This is a genomic window from Leptospira ognonensis (genome assembly GCF_004770745.1).
Taxonomy (GTDB): domain Bacteria; phylum Spirochaetota; class Leptospiria; order Leptospirales; family Leptospiraceae; genus Leptospira_A; species Leptospira_A ognonensis.
This window is the reverse complement of the sequence record NZ_RQGD01000046.1, coordinates 198,491-215,016: the sequence shown is the minus strand read 5'-3', so window position 1 is coordinate 215,016 and position 16,526 is coordinate 198,491. Positions and strand designations below refer to the sequence as shown.

The window sequence follows — 16,526 nt, the reverse complement described above, 5'->3', positions numbered from 1 at the left end:
TACATCGAGGTTACATATTTACAAATGCGTTACATTTTCCTACTTCTTTTTCCATCGATCTCTTAGTTTCATCGCGACATTCACAAGTAAAATCAAAGCGGGAACTTCGACGAGTGGACCAATGACACCTACAAAAGCCTGACCGCTATTGACACCAAAGACTCCGATGGAGACGGCAATCGCGAGTTCAAAATTATTACCCGTTGCAGTAAACGAGATGGCCGCGTTTTTACTATAATCTACACCTAATTTATGACCAATCAGCATACTAAAACCAAACATCAAAATGAAATAGATGAGTAGTGGAACGGCTACAAGAAATACATCCCCTGAAAGACTGACGATCATTCCTCCTTTCAAACTGAACATTACAATAATGGTAAAGAGCAAAGCCACAAGTGTAATCGGTGAAATCCATCTGATGAATGTTTGCTCGTAAAAATCCTCCGAATAGAATTTTGTCAGAATGGAGCGAGATAAAAAGCCAAGCAGAAACGGAATGCCTAGGTAGATCGCGACTGTTTCCGCGATATCTGACATCTGGATCGCTACGGTAATGCCCTTCACGCCAAAGGCTGGTGGCAGGTACGTAATAAATACAAATGCATAAATGCTATAGAAAAAAACCTGAAAGATACTATTTAATGCAACAAGTCCAGCAGCATATTCACGATCTCCTTCCGCTAACTCATTCCACACGATCACCATGGCGATGCAGCGAGCAAGTCCAATCAAAATTAAGCCCACCATATAATCGGGATGTGATGGTAAGATAAGGATCGCAAGTAAAAACATAAGTATCGGTCCGATCACCCAGTTGAGAACCAGGGAAATCGACAAGAGTTTCACATCAGAAAAAACTCTTCCCAGGTTCTTATATTTTACCTTCGCAAGTGGAGGGTACATCATTAATATGAGTCCTATCGCAAGCGGAATGTTTGTCGTTCCCATGGATATATTTGAAAACGAATCCACAAAATTGGGAAATAAATTTCCAATCCCAATTCCGATAGCCATGGCCAAAAAAATCCAAAGAGTTAGATACCGATCCAGAAAGGAAAGCTTTTTCATGTAGGGCTTCCTAGATTCGTTTCAACAAAATCTTTGCAATAGTCTCGTATTTCATCTCTTGCTTTTGCGAATGCGGTCATTATTTCCTGTTCCGTTCCTTTCACTTTGGAGGGATCAAAAAAATTATGATGGAACCGTTTGGCGTTAGATGGAAAGTAAGGGCAATTTTCATTTGCATGATCGCAAACAGTAATCATAAAATCGAAGGGGATATCTCGGTACTCATCGATATGATTTGATGTATGTTTAGAAATATCAATGCCAGCTTCCTTCATCGTTTGGATGGCTCTCGGATTGACACCATGTGTTTCAATACCAGCACTATAGACCTCCAACCTGTCCCCACCAATATGACGAATCCAGCCTTCTGCTATTTGGCTACGGCAACTATTTCCCGTACAAAGAATTAACACTTGTTTACTTTTCATTAACAGCAACCTTTTTTAAAATTTTCTTTATATTGATGGATCTTCTCAAAAGAGGAGAGCATCGCCTTTTCCAACTCTTCCCATTTTTCCCAATCGATGCAGTAACAAGAGGTTTTCCCTTCGATCTCCCCCTTGACAATACCCACATCTTTCAACTCTTTCAAATGCTGGGAAACCGTGGCTTGGGCTAGAGGCAAAACGTCGACGATCTCTCCGCAGATACAAGATTGCCTTTCGGCAAGCGTCTCGAGGATGGCAAGCCTTGCGGGATGAGCCAAAACCCTATGGAACTCAGCGAGAATCTGTATTTCTGGTGCAAACTCTGCTTTTTTATTCTGAGCCATAGTATATCGTAAATATACGATCAATTAAAAGGCAAGAAAGATTTCAAATCCGCCTCGGTTTTTCGATCCCTTTTTCGGAAGGATCGTGTAAAATCAAAATTCTCCATGAAGCAAGCTCTCCTATCCCTCACTCTTCTCATCCTTCTCACTTCCTCCTTATTATCTGTGGACCAAGCGGTTTGGAAACAGGCGGACTCCCTCTTGAAAAAAAAAGACTTTAAGGGCGCTTTTAAATTATCTGAAACGATCACGAGAGACACTCCAGAGGACACTTTCGGCTGGTGGCTTAGATTAAATTCTTCCTCTCAGCTTGCCAACTTGAAAGGGCAATGGCCAAGAGAGTGTGTATCTGCAGCAGGACAATTGGCAAAGCTTGATAACAAAGAGGAGGCAACAAGTTTTACGACCGCCATTTGGTGTTTAAATCATGAAGCAAATTATGCAGAGATGGTTACCTTAATTCCTAAAGTCATCCCTGTAGTACGAGCTAAGATTGGCGATGACAATTACGGACTTCTCATCAATACGCTAACGATTGCCTATCTGAAGCTAGGTGACAAAAAAAATGCAAGGTCAATCCTCATGAAAGGTCTCACCGAACTGAGCGGCACACAAGCGGCATTGCATACCGGATACAACACAGGAGAATTATTTCAAGATGACACAATGTCCCGCGAGGAAAGAGAAGAATGGCACAGATTATTTTCAGAAAATCTTTTTAAAGATAAAACAACAAGCTCTCTGATTCCTGCCATTGCATGGAATACCTTGATACTCACAAATATGTATGTAACAAAAAAGAAATACCAAGATGGTTTTGACACCATTTCTATGTTATATCCAGAAATGGATGCGCAAGTTCTAAGCCATTGGAATTTTCTGAGAGACCAACTGTATATACAATACTTGGGCTTAAAATTTAAAACCAAACGTTTAAAGGAAATTCCAAAGAGGACCTTAAAAATGGTTTTCCTTGTCATTCCAAAAACTCGTTTGAAAGGAAATCTACCTGGAAAGTTCGCAAAGTTTGGAAATTTGGATATGGATTTAGAAGAGAAAGACCTTGCCGATCTCATTCTCAGTTTCGAATACTTTCGAGATTCTTTTGAGGATCTGTCTGGAGGGATTCATTGGGAAATGGAAGTCATTCGAACAAATTCCGAAATTCAGAGTACAAACTTAACGGATGAAAAATTTCGTTTCGTAATGCAACCTTCGATTGATTCCATCTCACCAAAATTATCTGATGATGTACTTTCTACGATAAAAGAAGCAGACGGTGTTGTGGTCGTTTGGCCTGGAACAAAACAACCAGCGGGAGTTTTGATTACGAATGGTGGTGGCACAGAATGGAATTATGGAACAGAATCTAGTCCCGAAGTCCGCCTAACAATTATTTCTGATTCAAACAAAAGAATTGCAAGCGGAAATCATGCGAACCATCCAATCTTTCTTTATCATGAGATGTTTCATGTTTTGGAATGGGCATACCATAAAACAAAATTTCCAAAGGACAATCATCCTTACACAAGAAGAAAGGAATGGCCAAGTGATTATAATGGCAATACGGAATGGGATTTTTATTCAGAAACCTTTCAAAAGAGAATGTTGAAAGAAGACAATTTAGACCGCGTCTATTGGCTTGGAAGAAAAGAAGGATTTTATGGTATCTTAGTGAAGGAGCAAGGGAAATGAAAGGATACTAAAATACATTCCCTTCGCCGGGGAAGCTGCGAGCTACCACTTCCATATGGTACTCACTTACCGCCTGACGTACGCTTGCTGAAAGATCTACATATTTTTTCAAAAATTTGGGATTGAACGATTCATTGAGGCCGAGTAAGTCTTGCATCACCAGCACCTGTCCCGATGAATACCTTCCAGCCCCGATACCAATCGTTGGAATGGTGATCGCATCTGTAATGTCCTTTCCTAAAGATTCAGGTATCATTTCGAGAACAATGGCAAACGCTCCTGCCTCAGAAAGTTCTTTTGATTTTTGGATCATACGATTCCTGGTTTCCGGAGTTTTCCCTTGCACCCTATGCCCTCCGAGTGTATGAACGGATTGAGGAGTGAGTCCCAAGTGAGCGAAAACAGGCACTCCCATTTCCGTTAGGCGCCTTGTCAATGTTAAAACCAGTTCGCTATCACCTTCCAATTTTACACAATCGGCAGTAGTTTCCTTCATAATCCTTCCTGCTGCACGAATGCCCTCTTCCACAGAAACTTGGTAGGATAGAAATGGCATGTCCGCAATGACTAATTTTTCAGGTGCACCTTTGCAAACTGCTTTTGTATGATAGATGATATCGTCGAGAGTAACAGGAATTGTTGATCCATGTCCTTGGATGACATTGCCCATGGAATCGCCCACAAGTATGGCATCAATTTCTGTTTGGGCAAATAGACGCGCAAAGGTATAATCATAACACGTGATAACCGAAATGGGAGTTTTCTCTTCGTATTTTTTTTTAAACTCGAGAATGATATTTTTCATAGATTGATTCCTCAAATAGTGAATAAACTTCGCTTTCACCCATCTCAAACAGCAATTGCCGAATGAAGGGTCTCGTGAAAAGTGAGTGATGTGGTAAATGTAAAAACTCTGTTTCCATAACCACAGCTTCATAGGTTAAGATATCAATATCAATTTCTCTTGGCCCTTTCCAAGATCTGCGCTTTCTTCCAAGTTTATCTTCTATGGCTTGTAAGGTATCAAGAAGGCAGGGCAGTGTAAACGAAGGAGAAACATGTATCTTCAAAATCTGATTCAAAAAGAAAGGCTGGTTTATATTTTCAAGGGGCGCCGTTTCTAATCTTTGCGATTGGGAGATGATTCTAATTTCTGGGAGAGTAGAAATCTCCCAGACTGCCTGTTCCAGGAAATGAGTACGATCACCTATATTTGATCCCAGGGATAAAAAGGCAATGTTTCCAAATTTCATGTACTTTTCTCTGAAGAAAATTTCATTCGATAATCAGAACACTTAAGTTGGATTTCTTTTGTCATCTCTTTCAAGCGAGAATAGATCCTTCCTTGTCCGCGTTCTCTCCATTCTTCAAGAGAGTGGTTAGAAGTAAGAAGTGTCAATTTATCTTGCTCGTATCTGCTATCAATAAGATCGTATAACTTACGGTTGCTGAATTCGGATTCTTTTTGTACACCAAAATCATCAATGATGAGAACATCCACATTGGCCAGTTCCCTCTCTATGAATCTTTCTTGTCCATGTGTTTCGCTATCTGTTTGGTACGTATCACGGATGGCAGATAAAAAGTCTTTGTTCACTTTCGCATACTTACATTTGATTCCATACCGAAAGATCAACTCATTGAGGATCACACAAGCCAGAAGGGTTTTTCCCGATCCTGTGCCTCCCCAGAGATAAAAACCCTGCGGGACAAAGGAAGGATCATTAAATTTATGGACTAGCTCATTGGCCCAATCATGGGCAACGATAAACGACAGATCGGGATCTAGATTCGTATCTCCGAGATCGATGGTGGAAAGAAACTGAAATTTATAACGGGGAGGTATATTTGCATTTTCGACCAAAATTTCAAAATTACGTATGGCAAACCGCGCATTATGACAGACACAGGGAAGCATTTTGTCCTGCGAGCGATCAAATGTAAGATAAGGTGCTTGGCCTTTCGCCTCACATGTATTACAATCCGTACCAACACAATGGCATAATTGTAAGGCACCGGCACGAGAACCTCGAACATGTTCTACGAGTGTAAATCCTACACCTCCACAGGTCTTACATTGTGGGTTTCCATCACGAACGGATATGATTTCTGAAAGATTCATCGACTAAAAACAAAATCCACGATGTTGCCGCCATGTCAAGGAATGAGATTTCGTTTTCATTCGCACCATTATGTCTCTTTTAAATGCCCTTTTCGCAACATTTTCCCGAATAAAAAGGTTTTTTTCACCGTTAAATCGTTATTATTGACTGAAAGGCATCCGATACTTTCTTTGAAGAGAAAGATTTCTATCTCATCTTCAAAATATTGAAAGAGAAAAAGGGTCAAACGACTATGAAGATTTTTAAATATCTCCTCATTCTCCATCTGGTACTTAGCGGAAGTGCAATGTTTGCACAGGACGCAGCTACAGCAGACAGCCAAGCGGCAAAAGATCAGGTCGACGAACTACTGAAAGGTGAGCTCGTTCCTGAAAACGATGACGCAGAACTTACTGCTCCACAGAAGGAACTAAAAAAGAAGACTATGGAAGATGAGTCTCTTTGGAAAAACCCAGATTACAAGGGTTATAACAAAACTTTCCAAGAGTTACATCAACTTTCTAAAACTTTCGCAAACAACCAATTTCGATTGGCACTTTCAAACTACCAGTCTGGTGTAAACACAGTTCTCAAAAACAGAGAATGGACTGAACAATACCGTAAAGAAGAAGCTGAAAAGAAGCGTCTCGATGAAAAATGGTACTGGCAAAAAGTTGATCGTAAATCAAAAGAAGAAAGAGTTGTTTATCGCGAAAAAATGAAAGCGAAACAAGACTCGCTCAATTACTTCTCAAAAGCAATCAATCATTTAGATGAAATTAAAAACCCTGACCTAAGAGAGAGACCAGAATTTAAGAGATTACTTTCTGATGTGTATCGTTCTTGGATCATGGCAGAGTATGATTTACAAAATCTTCCTCAGTGTATCCCGATTCTTGAGCTTTATATCGAGATCGATGATAACGAGAAAGAATATCCTGCTCATAAATATCTAGCAAGTGCATATTCATTTGAAGAAAACATGATCAAAAAGACAAAAGGTCCAGATGATATGCTCTTCAAATTTAGATACAAAAAGAATGTTCACCTCCTCCGTGCGACTGAGCTAAAATATGGAAAGGATTCTCCTGAATACAAACATATTGTTAACATAATCAACAAGGATGAGGTTATTTCGGTAGCCCAATAATCCCGAAACATCTCTTTCAATGAAAGAACCCGGTCTAAAAGCCGGGTTTTTTTGTTTTTAATTCCTACTTTATTTCTTTTAATAATTGTTTTGAAGGAACTCGAAATAAATTTCCAAGTCCAAACAAATACAGGATTACCGTTAAAAGAATCACAGAAATAAAAACGATTGATAATTTCAAATATGGAACCACGGAAGTTAACTCTAAGACATATCGATTTAATATCTCATTTGCGAAAAGCGAATATACCGAACCAATCATAAACGAAAGAAACCCAATCAATATCGCTTCTCTTAAAAAATGTTTCATGAGATAGGAGCTACTTCCACCTATTACACGTAAGAGTGAAAATTCTTTTTTGCGCTCATTTTGACTCGAGTATAAAGTCGTCAGAACCAAGATGAGTGCTGATGCGAATATAAATCCAGTCATCAGTTGGATCATCTGCGTTACTTTCTCTAAGATTTTCAAAAAGGCTTGAATTGTTTTCTCGGTATCAATCACTGTGATGTTTGGAAATACAGAAACGACTTCTTTTTGAAATTTGTATCTTTCTTCTGGCGATTCAATGAGCAGAGTCGAGATGTAAAATTTCGGGGCTCTTTCCAGCAAGCCGCGAGAAAAGATAACCACAAAATTGGGCTTCATATCCGACCAATTCACTGATCTTAGATTTGTAATTTTTCCAGTTACCTCTATCCCTTGAACATTGAAGGTTAAGGTTTCGCCGACTTTGGTATTTAAATAGCCTGAAAATTCCTTTTCCACAGAGATTTCATCTTTAGCACTTTCATTCCACCAATTTCCTTCAGAAACTTTTTCTGTTTCATACATCTCGTCTCTATAAGATAGAAAATACTCTCTAGTTCTGGCAGTAGCTCGCCAATTTCTTTCCATCGCATTTCTTACAGTGTCTTCTTTTCTAACTGGCTCGCCATTCACCTTCGCTAAACGAGCTCCGATGATCGGTGCCAGGTATTGTTTTTTGATTTCGAATTTTTTCGTGATACTGGCGAGTGTATCTCTTTGGTCAGACTTGATATCCAGTAAAAAAATATTAGGCCGTCTCTCGATTTCACGTGCACCACTTAACTCCATGAGGCTTTCTTGTAGAACGAGTGAGAGGCATAAAATAAATAAAGCAGATCCGAGTCCAAGTATGGACATACGTATCGCTCCCGATTTTCGTATCATTTTTTTGCTAACAAGACTCCACTCTTTCGAGACCAAAGATTTTTTTGTAAGCCAAAGTAATAAAAATCCAAATAATTTATATAAACCAAAAACAAGCAATGGTAAACTAACAAGAACTACGGCAAACACAAACCCTTTTAGAAAAGATTCTGTCTCATACGCTGCGAGCACCACGAAGAGAAAATAAATGAATACTGCGGAAAATAGCATCATCCATCTCTCTTGGTTGGAATTCTCTCGAGCTTCGATCTCTTTCAAAGCCAAAAGCGGTTTTGTTCTTCCTGCCTCAACGACAAGTGGAAAAGCAACTAATAAGGGAATGATGATTCCAAGTAAGAGACTCCACAGAAAGGAGATCGGAGTAATAGCAGGTTTGATTGTGCCTAAAAACTCAGAACCAGTAAAGGATGGAAGCCATACCTGGATTTCATAACCAATAAGAAGTCCGATACACGTTGCTATACTCGAGACAATGAAGATTTCTGAGATGATCAAAACAAGGATCGCTCCTGGTTCCGCACCAAGGCACATGAGTACTGCGATTTCATTCTTTTTTTCTCGGAGACGAGTACGGATGGATGTATAAACAGAAACGGCACCAAGGAAAAATGCAGATAGGGCAAGAAGTGCCATGTAATCGAAGGTATTTTTTAAGAACTGTTGCGATCCTGAATTTACTTCGGTATGATGATAAATTGTTAGATCGTTTTTTATAAATTCTTCAAAATGATTCTCTTTCCAAGTAAGAAGATCAATGTTTGGTGGCGTTTTGATAAAGTTTGTATATCGTATTCGACTCCCTCTTTCGATGAGTCCCGTTGCAGAAACCGATTTAAGTAAGATCACAGTTGTAGGAGCTGCTCCGACAAAAGAGCCAACGGCTCCTGGTTCTTTCAATATCCATCCTACAACTTTAAGTCTTGCCTCACCTAACCGAACGTATTCTCCTAAATGGATTTTTAGATTTTCACCCAGAGTTTTTTCCATAAGGATTTGATTTGGTTGGAGGTTCCGATACGAATCCTTTGGCTCTGTTAGATATTCGCCATAAAATGGGTAGGAATTTTCGAGTGCTTTTACATACGTGAGTGCGCTCTCACCGGAGGAATCTGTGAGGATCATAGACAAAAACTGGATAGAGGAGGATATTTCCGAGCCAGCAGGTAGCTTATTTTGAATTAATTCTTCTGCTACAGGAGTGAACTCTTGCGGCGATTGTAGCGCCATGTCTGCTCCCATCATGTTTTTAGCCTCTGTCTGAATGGCTATTTTGATGTTTTCCTTATAGGAATGGATGCCGATTACGGATCCAACGCCCAAGGAAATCGACAGGAGCAGGAGAAGAGAATACTGAATTCTAGAAAATAATTCCCTCCTCAAATAAAATTTCAATAGTCCTAACTTCATTTTCTTTTCTTCTTTTTCGCAGGAGTTTGCTTCGGTGTTAGTATTTCGCCATCCCTCATCGTTAAAATACGATCCGCTAGTTTGGCTACCTGTGGATCATGTGTCACGATGACGAGCGTGGTCTTCAATTTCTTATTTCGTTCAAGTAATAAGTCAAGGACAACGTTACTATTTTTAGAATCAAGATTGGCTGTCGGCTCATCCGCAAAAATTATTTTCGGATCATTGATAAATGCTCTAGCGATAGCAATCCGTTGCTCCTCACCACCAGAAAGTTGTTTTGGAAAATGATTTGCACGATGGTCCATGGAAATCGATTTTAATAACCCTAATGCCTTATCATTAATTTCTTTCTCGGAAAATCCCGATTTTAAGTATAAGGGTATTCCAATATTCTCAATTGCATTCATTCCAGGTAACAACTGAAAGTTCTGAAAGATAAAACCGATCTTATTTAATCTCATCGTTGCCAAAGTAGATTCATTTTCTTTCGTGATATCGATCCCGTCCAAAGATACGACTCCGCTGTCGGGTCGATCAAGACCGGCTGCGATACCCAAAAGTGTTGATTTTCCAGAACCTGAAGGTCCCATAATCGCCACAAATTCACCATTTCCTATGCTAAATGAAATGTTTTTAAGCACATGAATAGGATCTGGTTGCGATTCAAATTGTTTGGAAACGTTGATAAACTCGAGCATTAGGCAATTCCCCCATGAAACATACCGTATAACATAGATAAAATGACAAAAGATGGGCATTTAATTAATTTTTTAGCATATAACACAAATTAACTCATTCCGGTGGATTTTTTTATTTTTTTTTGCAATTGATTTTTTGTTCCAAGTCTATTGCACACTTTTAAAAAAATTCTCATAAAAAAAACATGCATCTTTCTTTACACTATCCCTAATTTTTTTTGACCACAAAGGCACTCTAGAATAAACAGTAACTTCACCATAGTGATTTTCCGTTCAGTTATGAACACCTATGTTGATAAGCGTGAACTGATTAGGTAAGAATAGAATGCTTGAATGCGATACAGAGAACGAAATGGCAACCGAGCCTGATGCTAAAATTATTGAGCCTAGACCATGTGCGGAGTGTGGCAAGACTGCCATCTTATTCCAGAAAGATATTTGTAAAGAATGTCTAGCGAAGAGTTTCAAAAAGCTTGTAAAAATCATCGATTCCGTGAGAAAGTGAATAAAGTGCATTTTTTTCATGTTAGTCGATGAGTTATCCATTCCAAGATATTGAACCAAAGTGGCAGGCGTATTGGAACGAACATAATACTTTCCGTACGAACAGCAAATCCACTAAACCAAAATACTACTGCTTAGACATGTTTCCTTACCCAAGTGGTGCAGGATTGCATGTGGGACATCCTGAAGGCTATACAGCAACAGACATCCTTTCCCGATTGAAACGGATGGAAGGATTTGAGGTCCTACATCCCATGGGTTGGGATGCATTTGGACTTCCCGCGGAACGTTACGCCATGACTACGGGCATACATCCAAAGGAAACCACCAAAAACAACATAGATAATTTCCGAAAGCAAATCAAAATGCTCGGTCTATCTTATGATTGGTCTCGTGAAATCTCTACGACGGATCCAGAATATTACAAGTGGACGCAGTGGATTTTCTTACAAATTTATCATTCTTATTTTGACAGAGTTGCAAGGAAAGCAGAACCAATTGCGAAACTGATCAGCCAATTCGAGGTACAGGGATCAAGTCAGTTCGAAGGTTTTGAGCTTCCAAAGGGAGTCTCATTCTCTGCCCAAGACTGGAAAGGGAAATCACGAAAAGAGAAAGAAGATATCCTATCGCATTTTCGGTTGGTTTACGAAGCTAAAATTCCAGTCAATTGGTGTGAAGCCTTGGGCACAGTTCTCGCCAATGAAGAGGTGGAAGAATGGGTGTCTAAGGGTTACTCCGTAGAAAGACGTCCGATGCGTCAGTATATGATGCGCATTACCGCTTATGCGGAACGCCTTCTCGAGGATTTATCGCTTTGTGAATGGCCGATTTCCACTCTGGAAATGCAAAGAAATTGGATCGGCAAATCTGAAGGTCTAGAAATCGAATTTCCTCTGGAACAATCCCAGAAGGGTATTGTCGTTTATACGACGAGACCTGATACTATTTTTGGTGCCACGTATCTTGTACTTGCACCTGAGCATCCTCTGGTTTCCGAGATTACCATTCCTTCTCTCCAAACCCAGGTTGCTGCCTACCAAAAAGAATGTTCTTTAAAAAGCGATTTAGAAAGGACAGAACTCAATAAGGATAAATCCGGTGTGTTTACTGGTGCCTATGCGCTACATCCCATCGACAAGAATCAAAAAATACCGGTATATATATCTGATTACGTTTTGTACGGATATGGAACGGGTGCGATCATGGCAGTCCCAGCCCATGACCAGAGAGATTATGAATTTGCCGTTAAGTTTGCTCTTCCCATCATTCCTGTCATTGAAGGGAAATCGGAAGAAGGAAAGGCTTTTGACTCCAAAGACTCAATCTGTATCAATTCAAAAGCGCCTGAATTGACCCTCGATGGCATGACTTACAAGCAAGCCTTCCATGCCATGACTGAATTCGTTACCACGCATCAGCAAGGCAAAAAGAAAATCCAATTTAAACTTAGAGATTGGCTCTTCGCCAGACAAAGGTATTGGGGTGAACCCATCCCTCTGGTTCATTTTGCGGACGGAACTCCAAAAGCTCTTTCCGAGTCGGAGCTTCCTCTCCTTCTTCCTGATCTAAAAGAATTTAAGCCATCTGGTACTGGCGAATCTCCTCTCGCAAATGCAAAAGAATGGCTCGTTTACAAAGATCCAGAAACCGGTGAAATAGCAAGTCGAGAAACAAACACTATGCCACAATGGGCAGGTTCTTGTTGGTATTATTTAAGATACATCGACCCAACAAACACGAAGCAGTTGATCGATCCAGAACTAGAAAAACTTTGGATGCCAGTGGAGATTTATGTTGGTGGCGCCGAACATGCTGTTTTGCATCTTTTGTATTCCAGATTCTGGCATAAAATTCTTTTTGACCTAGGACATGTGTCTACACCCGAACCGTTTCAAAAATTGGTGCACCAAGGCCTCATTCTCGGCGAAGACAAAAGTAAAATGTCAAAGTCGCGAGGAAACGTTGTAAATCCAGATGATGTCGTGATCGAATATGGAGCCGACACATTGCGCTTATTCGAAATGTTCATGGGACCTTTTGAAATGACTAAACCATGGAGTAAAAATGGAGTCGAGGGTGTCTTCCGATTTTTAAACCGTGTGTGGAGACTTTTCCATTCAGGCTCAGAAGAAACCTTTCATGTGCAGGATGTGGAACCTACAGAAGCAGAATTAAAAATCCTCCATCGTACTCTAAAAAAAGTAAAAGAGGACATAGATCATTTTTCTTTTAATACCGCTGTGTCGCAAATGATGATCTTTGTGAATGAAATGACAGGATCGCCAAACAAACCAAAGGCGATTTTGGAGCCTTTCGTATTGGCTTTATCTCCGTTTGCACCGCATTTGGCGGAAGAAATCTGGCAGAAACTCGGCCATACAACCACTCTCTCTTTCGAACCCTATCCTAAATGGGACGAAAAGTACTTAATTGATGCCAATATCACCATTGTCGTTCAGGTAAACGGAAAGATGAGAGGGGAATTCCAAGCACCACGCGATGTCAACCAAACGGACGCAATCTCTAGTGCTAAACTATTGGAGAAAGTGAAACCTTTTCTTGCGGGGAAGGAAATTAAAAAAGAAATCTATGTGCCAGGGAAACTGGTCAACATTGTCGTCGCTGGCTAAAACGCAGTCATAATAAAAATCAAGAATGCGATGAGAACCAAGGCAACCAAAACACCAATCAACGAATAGAGATTTCCGTTGCTTTTCTGCACCTCAGCTGTTCTCTTTTTCGCTGCGGCTGCGGCGCCTGCTTTATCAAGACTAGCTGCTGAAGTGTTTGCCACTGGTTTCGGAACAGCAACTTTGACAGGGCTTTCTTCAATGGAGTGAAACAAATACTGGTTGGGACCCTCGGCGAAAATATGATATTCATTTTTCGAACCCGCTATGCCTCTGAATTTGCCAATGATTGGCTCTTTCGAGATTTTTCCATCCTCTCCTACTAGACCCAACAGGCTTGCGTTCGCTCTGCCTTCTTCCGTTTCCGTAGGAACGCGAAACAAAATTTCTTGACCAACCACGAGATTATCGAACTCAACCCCGCTAATGGGAGAAATTACAGTCTTCATTGTGACTTCTTTCGCATAACCTTCTTTGAGCTGTTGGATTTGGCGATCCATCGCAGTCGGCTCGTTATTTTGAGGTTTAGAAGAATGGCTCAAATCGGGTGCCAAAACTGTTTCCTCAACAGGTTTAGGTATGGGTTGGATGGTTCCCTTCATGGGATTTTCAAAACGGAACTTGGCACTCGAAATTTTATCAATTTCCGCCTGAATCTTTGCTTTTCCAGCTTTCGCTCCCGCCATTATCGCTGGTTCTAAAAGTTCAGCGAGTCTGGAAGGATCTTTTTTTTCCCACATTGGCAGAAACTCATCTAACTTTTCTTTGGTGAATAATCTGTAAACAATGCGACCTACCATATCTGAGACGCCAGCATCCATTCCCTCGGTCTTGCCTATGTCAGCTAGGTCAGTGGAAATTTGGACATAGTCGGCAAAAGTTCGAATGCGACGAAAAATGGGTGAACTCCCAATGACACAATAGATTTCCATAATATGCTTACGTATGGAAGAAGTGAGTATTAAAATAATGCCTGTCTTATTGTCGATCTCCAGTTTCATTTTCACGAGATATGCGTCTGTGATCTTTCCTTGGAGAACTTCCTTTGCCTGTTCATCAGTGAACACTGCATCCATAGTGAGTCCGAGAAGCTCTGCTTGGCGTTTGAGTAAATCTGATTTTGATAGGATTTCTGACATTAATCTAAGAATAACTGTTCATAGGTAGATTTTGCAACTGAAATCTGCTTCAAAGGCACCTCTACTCGTGCGATCGTTTCGTTTCGTTTCTCCGAAGAATAAATGGAAAAAAGGCGTCGATCAAAACCAGATTGAGAGAGGAGGATTTCAACCATTGTGATCCCCATTCCAGCACCTTCTGTATTATCGCCATGCTCCATAAAAAACTCAAAGAGATTGTCATATTTTTTTGCATGTAAAAATTTCTCTTTGATTCGTTCCGCTTCAATAGGAATGAGAGGAAAATTATTTCTAATTTCTAAATCAAATTTATCATTCTTGTATGTACATGAGATTTTCACGTTAAAGCCGTGCTCTTTCATCTTCTTTTTGTAAGAAGGAAATTTTCGATCATTTAGGTTTGTCTTGAACAGTTTCATGCCTTGTTCGTAATCGCCTAGATTTCGAATATCAAACTTCATATCTTCGAAAATGATTCTTTTGATAGCGGCTTTCGTCGAATTGACAATCAATTCTTTTGCGGAAGTGTAAAGCAATTCCATGAGATCGAGTCGATCGACCTTCCGCAAGATTGTCGATAAAATGTATTTAAGCTTTTCCTCGCCAGTATCACCTAATACGTGTGTGATCATGGAAATTTTTTTCCCTTCCTTGACCGCTTGGTCCACCGCAAGGCAAAAACTTGATTCGAGTGTGGTTTCCATCTTATAAATTTTAAATCAACGTATGGAAAATGCCACAAGCAATTACTTTTGTCTACTTATTTATGAGTGCTTAGTTCATTCCCTAATACTTTTAATACGGCATCGATGTTTGCTGGGCAAGAAATGATTCCATTGTGTAGGCTGGCATTTGTCCCCATAATCTTTCCTTCATGGTAGTTCACCTTAAATTCGGTAAACTTTAGTCCATTGGCAGTGGAGATCACCACGACTTTCTGCTTTCTATGAATGGTTCCCTTTTCGATGCTTTTTAGGAGAGCGGCAAGAGCGACTCCCGTATGAGGGTCGTTGTAAAGGCCATACCTGTCCCCTCTTGCTGCCGCGTCCGCCAATTCCTCTTCTGTCGCAACTTCTACAACTCCATCAAATTTCTTTAATACTCGGATAGCCTTTTTGACGGAAACTGGATCACCGATCTGAATGGCAGAGGCCAATGTTTTTTGCGCAACGACTGACTCGAATTTCGTGAAACCGCTCTTATACGATTCATAGAGGGGACTGGCATTTTTTGCTTGAGCAAGTAAAATGCGAGGCAATTTATTGATCAGTCCTAATTCCTTCATCATCTCAAATCCCATGCCGAGTGCCGAAACATTTCCTAAGTTTCCACCAGGAATGACTACCCAGTCTGGGACTTCCCATCCCAGTTGTTGGGTGATTTCAACTGAGATTGTTTTCTGTCCTTCAATTCTAAGTGAATTCATAGAATTGGCAAGGTAAATGGATTTCTCTTTTGTTACTTCTTTTACAATCGCCATACATCCATCAAAGTCGGTATCAAGAGCTAAAACTTTCGCTCCGTTGGAAACAGGCTGAATGAGCTGAGCCGTGGAAACTTTGTTAGCTGGCAAAAATATGAGCGCGGGGATGCCTGCTTTTGCGGCATAAGAAGCTAGAGCCGCGGAGGTATCACCCGTTGATGCACAGGCGACAGCTTTGATCGGGACGCCATCCGCAATCATTTGTTTTACTTGGCTGACAAGAACAGTCATCCCCAAGTCTTTAAACGAGCCTGTATGAGAGATACCGCACTGCTTGATATAAAGGCCATCCAGTCCTAAATCTTTCGCCCATCTCTCAGCATTGTAAAGGTGCGTCCCACCCTCACCTGAAGTCACTATATTCTCATTTTCAATATTAGGCAGGACCCATTCTTTTTTGCCCCATACGCCCGATTGGAACGGAAACGTCTGAGATCGAAACCGCAAATCAAATCGATCCATCCATTCCTTAGCCGAGATTTTTCTTAATTTCTCTAAATCGTGTTCGACAGTTAGTAACTCTCCGTCATCCTCACAAGTATAGATGACATCACTGAGTGGATAAGTTTTGCCGCAGGAGTCTAAAGTGCAGCGAAAGTGCGCGTCGAATTCATTTTTTGTAAGTGACATTGAATATCTCTTCCGATCTGGTTTAAGTTAACTTCCTTTTCCAT

At 40.4% G+C, this 16,526-nt stretch carries 14 protein-coding genes; 3 read left to right on the top strand and 11 right to left on the bottom strand.

All coding sequences use genetic code 11. From position 1 onward, the window contains the following. Positions 1-39: 39 nt before the first annotated feature. Genes arsB through EHQ58_RS17195 form a run of 3 tightly spaced genes read right to left on the bottom strand, consistent with a single transcriptional unit; the run spans position 40 to position 1,843 of the window. The gene (gene arsB / locus EHQ58_RS17205) at positions 40-1,071 is read right to left on the bottom strand and encodes an ACR3 family arsenite efflux transporter (RefSeq protein ID WP_135625212.1); all 1,032 of its coding nucleotides are present in this window, start codon (positions 1,069-1,071) and stop codon (positions 40-42) included. Further along, positions 1,068-1,499: an arsenate reductase ArsC gene (locus EHQ58_RS17200; protein WP_135625211.1), complete on the bottom strand. Its 432-nt coding sequence runs from the start codon at positions 1,497-1,499 to the stop codon at positions 1,068-1,070. The genes arsB and EHQ58_RS17200 overlap by 4 nt, the downstream gene beginning before the upstream one ends. Beyond that, on the bottom strand, positions 1,499-1,843 hold the full coding sequence (locus tag EHQ58_RS17195) for an ArsR/SmtB family transcription factor (RefSeq protein ID WP_135625209.1): 345 nt from the start codon (positions 1,841-1,843) through the stop codon (positions 1,499-1,501). Before EHQ58_RS17195 ends, EHQ58_RS17200 begins: the two co-directional genes overlap by 1 nt. Positions 1,844-1,948: 105 nt before the next feature. Between EHQ58_RS17195 and EHQ58_RS17190 the strand changes: the two genes are divergently transcribed. Continuing rightward, complete coding sequence (locus tag EHQ58_RS17190; RefSeq protein ID WP_135625207.1) at positions 1,949-3,538, top strand: hypothetical protein; 1,590 nt, start codon at positions 1,949-1,951, stop codon at positions 3,536-3,538. A 7-nt stretch (positions 3,539-3,545) separates the two neighbouring features. Here the strand turns inward: EHQ58_RS17190 and panB are convergent, their stop codons facing one another. Genes panB through EHQ58_RS17175 form a run of 3 tightly spaced genes read right to left on the bottom strand, consistent with a single transcriptional unit; the run spans position 3,546 to position 5,660 of the window. Next, a complete protein-coding gene (gene panB / locus EHQ58_RS17185) occupies positions 3,546-4,343 on the bottom strand; it encodes a 3-methyl-2-oxobutanoate hydroxymethyltransferase (protein ID WP_135625206.1) in 798 nt (265 codons plus the stop codon). Beyond that, a complete protein-coding gene (folK, locus tag EHQ58_RS17180) occupies positions 4,318-4,791 on the bottom strand; it encodes a 2-amino-4-hydroxy-6-hydroxymethyldihydropteridine diphosphokinase (protein ID WP_135625205.1) in 474 nt (157 codons plus the stop codon). Before folK ends, panB begins: the two co-directional genes overlap by 26 nt. Further along, positions 4,788-5,660, bottom strand: coding sequence for an ATP-binding protein (locus EHQ58_RS17175; RefSeq protein WP_135625203.1), 873 nt, complete (start codon positions 5,658-5,660; stop codon positions 4,788-4,790). The genes folK and EHQ58_RS17175 overlap by 4 nt, the downstream gene beginning before the upstream one ends. 233 nt (positions 5,661-5,893) lie before the next feature. On the opposite strand from EHQ58_RS17175, the gene fcpA reads away from it, so the two are divergent. Further along, the gene (gene fcpA, locus EHQ58_RS17170; RefSeq protein WP_135625201.1) at positions 5,894-6,790 is read left to right on the top strand and encodes a flagellar coiling protein FcpA; all 897 of its coding nucleotides are present in this window, start codon (positions 5,894-5,896) and stop codon (positions 6,788-6,790) included. A 64-nt stretch (positions 6,791-6,854) separates the two neighbouring features. On the opposite strand, the gene EHQ58_RS17165 is transcribed toward fcpA, so the two are convergent. Together EHQ58_RS17165 and EHQ58_RS17160 are read right to left on the bottom strand one after the other, a co-directional pair. Continuing rightward, entirely contained in the window at positions 6,855-9,392 is a 2,538-nt protein-coding gene (locus tag EHQ58_RS17165) for an ABC transporter permease (RefSeq protein ID WP_135625199.1), read from the bottom strand. Continuing rightward, positions 9,389-10,093, bottom strand: a complete 705-nt coding sequence (locus EHQ58_RS17160; RefSeq protein WP_135625197.1) for an ABC transporter ATP-binding protein — start codon at positions 10,091-10,093, stop codon at positions 9,389-9,391. The genes EHQ58_RS17165 and EHQ58_RS17160 overlap by 4 nt, the downstream gene beginning before the upstream one ends. A gap of 533 nt (positions 10,094-10,626) precedes the next feature. Here EHQ58_RS17160 and leuS point away from each other — a divergent pair. Next, positions 10,627-13,230 carry a leucine--tRNA ligase gene (gene leuS, locus EHQ58_RS17150; protein WP_135625195.1) on the top strand — a complete coding sequence of 868 codons (2,604 nt, stop codon included), beginning with the start codon at positions 10,627-10,629 and terminating at the stop codon, positions 13,228-13,230. Here leuS and EHQ58_RS17145 read toward each other — a convergent pair. From EHQ58_RS17145 to thrC, 3 genes are read right to left on the bottom strand one after another with little or no spacing between them, the layout of a single operon-like run. Beyond that, positions 13,227-14,369, bottom strand: coding sequence for an LIC10486 family protein (locus EHQ58_RS17145; protein ID WP_135625194.1), 1,143 nt, complete (start codon positions 14,367-14,369; stop codon positions 13,227-13,229). The two genes, leuS and EHQ58_RS17145, sit on opposite strands and share 4 nt — an antisense overlap. Next, positions 14,369-15,073, bottom strand: a complete 705-nt coding sequence (locus EHQ58_RS17140) for a hypothetical protein (RefSeq protein WP_135625192.1) — start codon at positions 15,071-15,073, stop codon at positions 14,369-14,371. The genes EHQ58_RS17145 and EHQ58_RS17140 overlap by 1 nt, the downstream gene beginning before the upstream one ends. A gap of 56 nt (positions 15,074-15,129) precedes the next feature. Further along, a complete protein-coding gene (thrC, locus tag EHQ58_RS17135; protein WP_135625191.1) occupies positions 15,130-16,482 on the bottom strand; it encodes a threonine synthase in 1,353 nt (450 codons plus the stop codon). Positions 16,483-16,526 lie beyond the last annotated feature (44 nt).